The sequence below is a fragment of the Nostoc sp. CHAB 5715 genome (genome assembly GCF_020829685.1).
In the GTDB taxonomy this organism is placed as follows: Bacteria; Cyanobacteriota; Cyanobacteriia; order Cyanobacteriales; family Nostocaceae; genus Nostoc.
On the sequence record NZ_JAIVFR010000509.1, the window covers coordinates 1 to 5,379 of the forward strand.

A 5,379-nucleotide genomic window follows, 5' to 3' on the forward strand; every position below is an offset into this window, starting at 1 on the left:
TCGGTTCAATCGTGGGATACTGCCCTCAGTTAATCTGATGAGCAGCAGTGATAATTGCACTTGTTTGAGCTTGGCGAAATACCTGGGTCAACCGCACCACCGGAACTCGCCCAGAATTGATTAGGTCAGCCAGTATTTGACCTGGACCCACAGATGGTAGCTGGTCAATGTCACCCACCAACAATAGTAGAGCGCCAGCCAATACTGCTTTAACCAAGGAGTAAGCCAGAAACAAATCAAGCATACTGGCTTCGTCAGCGATAATTGCCGTGTGGGGTAAAGGATTTTCGCTATCGCGCTTGAAACCCCTTGAGCGGGGGTCAAATTCTAACAAGCGATGAATAGTTTTAGCTTCCAGCCCAGTCATTTCACCTAAGCGTTGAGCAGCCCGTCCAGTGGGTGCAGCCAAAGCAATAGATTTACCCATTGCTTTCCACAGGCTGACAATGGTGTGAGTTGTGAAGGTCTTTCCAACGCCAGGGCCACCAGTGAGGATCATGATTTTGGAATAGGCTGCTGTTTCTACAGCTTGGCGTTGCTGTTCTGAAAGCTGAATTTTACGGCTGGCTGTAAAACGGTCAATCCAATCACGTACACGCTCAATGTCAGTGCCAACAGGATTTTCCAAGCGTTGGCGTATCAGTTGAGCTAAATTCTGTTCCGTATGAAAGTAAGCCGGCTTGTAACAAAGTAGTGTTTTATCTTCATCCCGCTCTCTAATCAGATCGTCTGCTAGAGCCATATCTTTGATGATAAGAGCGATCGCTTCTTCTGTGGGCTGATGAGATTCGGTAGTCAGTAGTTTGATTACCGACTCAATCAGTTGGCTCTGTGGTAAGTAACAGTGACCATCTTCGGCAGCAACACTTAGACAGTGGATAATCCCTGCACGGTAACGAAATTCTGAGTCCGGTGCAATTCCTATATTTCTCGCAATCTTGTCAGCAGTCAGAAAACCAATACCGTAGATGTCGGCTGCTAGCTGGTAGGGGTTTTTGGTAACAGTAGCGATCGCTTCATCCTTATATTGCTTGTAAATCTTCACAGCATAAGTGGTAGAAACGCCATGCCCCTGGAGAAACACCATCACTTCTTTGATCGCTTTTTGGGTTGACCAAGCGTTTTTAATTAAAGTAATCCGCTTTTTAGCGATGCCCTGAACTTCAATTAATCGCTCGATCTGGTTTTCGATAATATCGAGGGTTTCAAGTCCAAAGTGAGCTACGATGCGTTTGGCTGTTACCGGCCCAACACCTTTTATGAGTCCACTGCCCAAATATTTCTCAATTCCGGTGATAGTGGCTGGTTTGGTTTCTTTATAATTGACTACTTGGAACTGCGGGCCAAATTGTGGATGGTCACGCCAGAAACCAGTTAGTTGTAAAGTCTGCCCTGGCTGAATATTGGCAAAGCTGCCGACAATTGTTGTGAGTTCGGTGCTACGGGGACGGGTCAGCCTTGCCACAGTGTAGCCTGACTCAGCAGAGTAAAAAGTTAGGCGTTCTACGACTCCAATGATTGTTTCGTGTTGAGGAAAGGCGCTTACTTGTTGAGGGGAAAGATTAGGGGGAGTGGACATTGCTTATCATCAGATGCCGCACATCATTATAATACTCGAATTCAGTTGATTATAGTACATAAATACTAAATTAGATGCCCACTATTAGTATCATTGAAAACTCACTCTAGTTTAAGCTTGAAAGCCGGCGCAGTAGGGCTGACACCAGATTAACCCTCGCTTGTGGAGACTGAAAGAGTTAGCAATAGTAATAGAATAAGCAAAATTCTAGTTGAAATGTTAAAGTTCGGTCTACTGAATGTAAGTTTCTTTTGCCAGTATGTGACTGATACCGATATTGTTAAGTTGATGTCTTTATTATTTCTGTTCAGTTAATGAGCAAAGTCATTGCAGTTTTTAATCAGTCGGGTGGTGTCAGCAAAACTACTCTGACAATGAATTTAGGCTACCATTTGGCTCAAAGTCAGCAAAACGTTTTATTAGTGGATATGGACCCCCAAGCTTCACTAACTACTTTTATGGGATTAGAGCCATCTGAACTAGGTAAGACAGTTTATGAAGCTATTCTGGGAGAAGAACCATTACCAATTCATCAGAATATACATGGTATGGATATGGCCCCTGCAAACATCAACTTAAGTGGCGCAGAATTAGAACTTGTTGTCGCAGATATGCGAGATATTCGGCTAAAGGAGGCTCTTGAACCAGTTCTAGGACAATACCACTTCATTTTAGTTGATTGTCCGCCAAGTCTCGGTATTCTTAGCTATATTAGCTTGGTGGCAGCCACACACGTCCTCATTCCTATTCAAACTGAATATAAAGCTTTAAAAGGAACAGAACTATTGTTAACAACGATTGCGCGTGTCCGTTCTCGGGCAAATCGAAAATTACAGATTGCTGGAGTAGTTCCAACCATGTACGATAACCGAACTGGACAAGGCTCCCAAAGCTTACAGTCAATTACTAATTCTCTATCTAAAATTGGTACCATTTATCCAGCTATTCCTCGATCAGTAGCTTTTGCTGATGCAGCCCAAGAGCATATACCTTTAGCACTTTACAATTCTAAGCATCCATCTGTCACTATTCTTAAACAGATTGCTCAAAGTTTGGAGACGTTACCATGAGTCTGAAGAAGCGTGTTACTCAACCTTACGAAATTAAAGGAGTTGATGCTTTATTTGGAGTTGAAGAAGCAGTAGACAATAGTAGTGCTGCTTTCCTTATCCCAATAGAACAAATTGTTTTACCACATCAACAACCTCGCCGCTACTTTGCTCCTCAAGCCATGCATGAGTTAGTAGAGTCAATTAAACAGCATGGAATTCTTCAACCCCTTCTCGCCCGTCCTCAAAAGGATGGGAAATATGAACTTGTTGCAGGAGAACGTCGTTTCCAAGCGGCTAAAACTGCTCAATTAGAGTTTGTACCTGTTGTTATCAGAGAAATGACAGATGTTGAAGCACTTGAATTAGCACTCTCGGAAAATCTACAAAGAGAGGACTTAAACCCAATTGAGGAAACAGAGAGTATTGTTGCTCTCTTAGGATTAAAACTTAATCAAACTACAGAATCAGTAGTTGCTTTACTTCAATCAGCAGCTCATCCAGAACGAGAGGCTGTGGATAACGTTATCCACAGCCAAGAATGGCAGTCTCTACTTGAGGTATTTAACACAATCGGAAAGTTTTCCCCCGAAAGTTTTAGAACCAATCGTCTCCCATTACTCAAACTTCCTATAGATGTTATGGAAGCTCTCCGGTCAGGAGTAATCGAGTATACTAAAGCTAAAGTGATTGCGCGGGTCAAGGATGAAGCCCTACGTAAATCATTACTATCTGATGCGATTCAAAGTAATTTATCTTTAAGTCAAATCAAAGACCGTCTTGCTAAAATTCAAGCAAACACGTCTGCAAATACAGAGAAAAAATCATCTTCTTTAAAAAAGAAGATGGATGAAGCCTACAGTAAAGTAAAAAAATCAAAGGTTTGGGATAATCCCAATCAGCACAAGCGATTACAAAAAATATTAGTAGAACTTGAAGCTTTATTAGTTGAAAGCAGCGATGATAACTGAAACTGAAACCCAGACCAATGAATCGTGAGTGAAAAACGGGGCTTGTAACGAAGAGGGTTGTTGGGGCTTTCTCTCTCACTACATCTGACACCCTATACCCCGCCCCAACGGGGCTTGGTCAGCATAAGTTAGAGATCAAGACTGAATTGCTTTTCAACTACCAGTGTTGAACTTACAAGTCTTCCCGACAATCTCAACTTTTGCAATCCCCTTGAAAAGCAACTAATTTCTCGTAGGTAAATTCCAAGTGGATCGAGGCTAGAGCTAAATTTTGCGGGAAAGTAAATTGGTAATAAAAAGAATAAATCAAACAGTCAACTATCTAATTTAATTTCTGCTGCGTTGAGAAAAAAGATTTCAAAATTTCCTACTGGGGGCTATATGGGGGCTATATATACCCCAACAATAGTTCAGGACTTTGGGGACATTTTGACCCCTATATAGGGTATATATAGGTGCTAAGTAGGGTATATTTAACTGATTGATATTTTGTACCCCACCTAGCCCCCAAGGGGTTATGATAAACTCTTAAGTCTGGAGAAAAAAGGGGTAGTTATTTTATTTCTCTCTCCCCTGCTGCCTCAAATTATCTGAACGGATAATTTTCACAAATTAAAGTGTATTACTTGAAGCCTATGTCAAACATTCACACCTTGCAAAAAATTTTTCCTGCTGGCTTTGACAACGGTTACGGAAGCCTAAAACTTTTAGTCGATGGCTTTGAAGTAGTTCGTGTGCCCAGCTATATTTCCACAGCAGAGATGGAAGATGTACCAGGGCGTGTAGTTTTTAACGGTAGTGCTTACACTGTCGGGGAATCAGCTTTCCGTACAGGTTATCATTTTGACCGGAACACCGACAACAATGAAAACAAAGTCAATAATGCGTTGTTGACTTTGTTCGGTGCGTTGGCACATCTGCCACACCGTAAGGCTTGGCACTTAAAATTAGTCGTCAGCTTACATGACGTTGGTCTGGCTAACGAATTGCAAAAAGTACTCAGTGGAGAATATCAGCCGATACTAGCTGGCAAACAATCAGACGTGAAAGTAGAAGTGCTGAAAGTTGTCCTAGAGGGGATGGGTGCATTGTTTGGGCATCAACTGCCGAAAAAATTAACCATTTTAGACTTTGGCAATGGAACAACCCTGTATTCTCGTTACAACCGGGGTCAACGAGAAGTTCACACTGCTTACCCTATAGGTGTAGAAGTTCTTATTGATGATATTTGCCAAAAGATGAAACATTTAAATGGGGGGAAAATCGGAGATCCATCCAAAATCCGATTTTGTTTGGAAATGGGGCATACCAGGTATAGCCGTGACATTGATATCAAAGATATATACAGTGCTTCTTTAAAAGATTGGTATGAAAAATACTTGAAGAAAGTGGTGAATCTCACATTGGATGCCAAGCACCAGGGGGATGAAATCTGGGCGATTGGTGGAGGCTGCCTCTTACCAGGATTTAAAAAATTGTTAGAGAAAAACGGCTTCAAAATCCTGGACAATCCCGTAGAAGCCAATGTCTCTGGGCTTCTAGAAATGGCAAAAACTATTCTTGGCAAGAACCCAATTACTACATCTGGTACATCTGGAAAGTGAAGTTATAACAATGGCAGATAAAAAAGACTTAGCACCGGAAAAAGTTCGCCTCAAAGATAATTACCGAGAGCGCATATTTGCAGAATCGCAAAAACTAGATAAAAGTTACCTGGACACCCTTTACTTTATAGTTGATTGCTATTTTGTTTTCATCAAGGCTGGATTACCTGCACAAC

4 protein-coding genes are annotated in these 5,379 nt (G+C 41.8%); 3 read left to right on the plus strand and 1 reads right to left on the minus strand.

Features of this window, described 5'->3' with window-relative positions; genetic code table 11:
• Nucleotides 1-25: 25 nt before the first annotated feature.
• Nucleotides 26-1,579, minus strand: a complete 1,554-nt coding sequence (locus tag LC574_RS24610) for an AAA family ATPase (RefSeq protein WP_229456173.1) — start codon at nt 1,577-1,579, stop codon at nt 26-28.
• 314 nt (nt 1,580-1,893) lie between these two features.
• Between LC574_RS24610 and LC574_RS24615 the strand changes: the two genes are divergently transcribed.
• The 3 genes from LC574_RS24615 to LC574_RS24625 all read left to right on the plus strand — a co-directional run bounded on the left by LC574_RS24615 (nt 1,894) and on the right by LC574_RS24625 (nt 5,203).
• Nucleotides 1,894-2,649 carry a ParA family protein gene (locus LC574_RS24615; protein WP_229456174.1) on the plus strand — a complete coding sequence of 252 codons (756 nt, stop codon included), beginning with the start codon at nt 1,894-1,896 and terminating at the stop codon, nt 2,647-2,649.
• The gene (locus tag LC574_RS38225) at nt 2,646-3,599 is read left to right on the plus strand and encodes a ParB/RepB/Spo0J family partition protein (RefSeq protein WP_267871659.1); all 954 of its coding nucleotides are present in this window, start codon (nt 2,646-2,648) and stop codon (nt 3,597-3,599) included. Before LC574_RS24615 ends, LC574_RS38225 begins: the two co-directional genes overlap by 4 nt.
• Before the next feature lie 635 nt (nt 3,600-4,234).
• Nucleotides 4,235-5,203 carry a ParM/StbA family protein gene (locus tag LC574_RS24625; RefSeq protein WP_229456175.1) on the plus strand — a complete coding sequence of 323 codons (969 nt, stop codon included), beginning with the start codon at nt 4,235-4,237 and terminating at the stop codon, nt 5,201-5,203.
• Nucleotides 5,204-5,379: the final 176 nt, after the last annotated feature.

Excerpts from the sequence above, each read along its gene's own strand:
- LC574_RS24610 (WP_229456173.1), bottom strand. The coding sequence starts at position 1,579 with ATGTCCACTCCCCCTAATCTTTCCCCTCAACAAGTAAGCGCCTTTCCT.
- LC574_RS24625 (WP_229456175.1), top strand. The coding sequence starts at position 4,235 with ATGTCAAACATTCACACCTTGCAAAAAATTTTTCCTGCTGGCTTTGAC.
- LC574_RS24615 (WP_229456174.1), top strand. The coding sequence starts at position 1,894 with ATGAGCAAAGTCATTGCAGTTTTTAATCAGTCGGGTGGTGTCAGCAAA.
- LC574_RS38225 (WP_267871659.1), top strand. The coding sequence starts at position 2,646 with ATGAGTCTGAAGAAGCGTGTTACTCAACCTTACGAAATTAAAGGAGTT.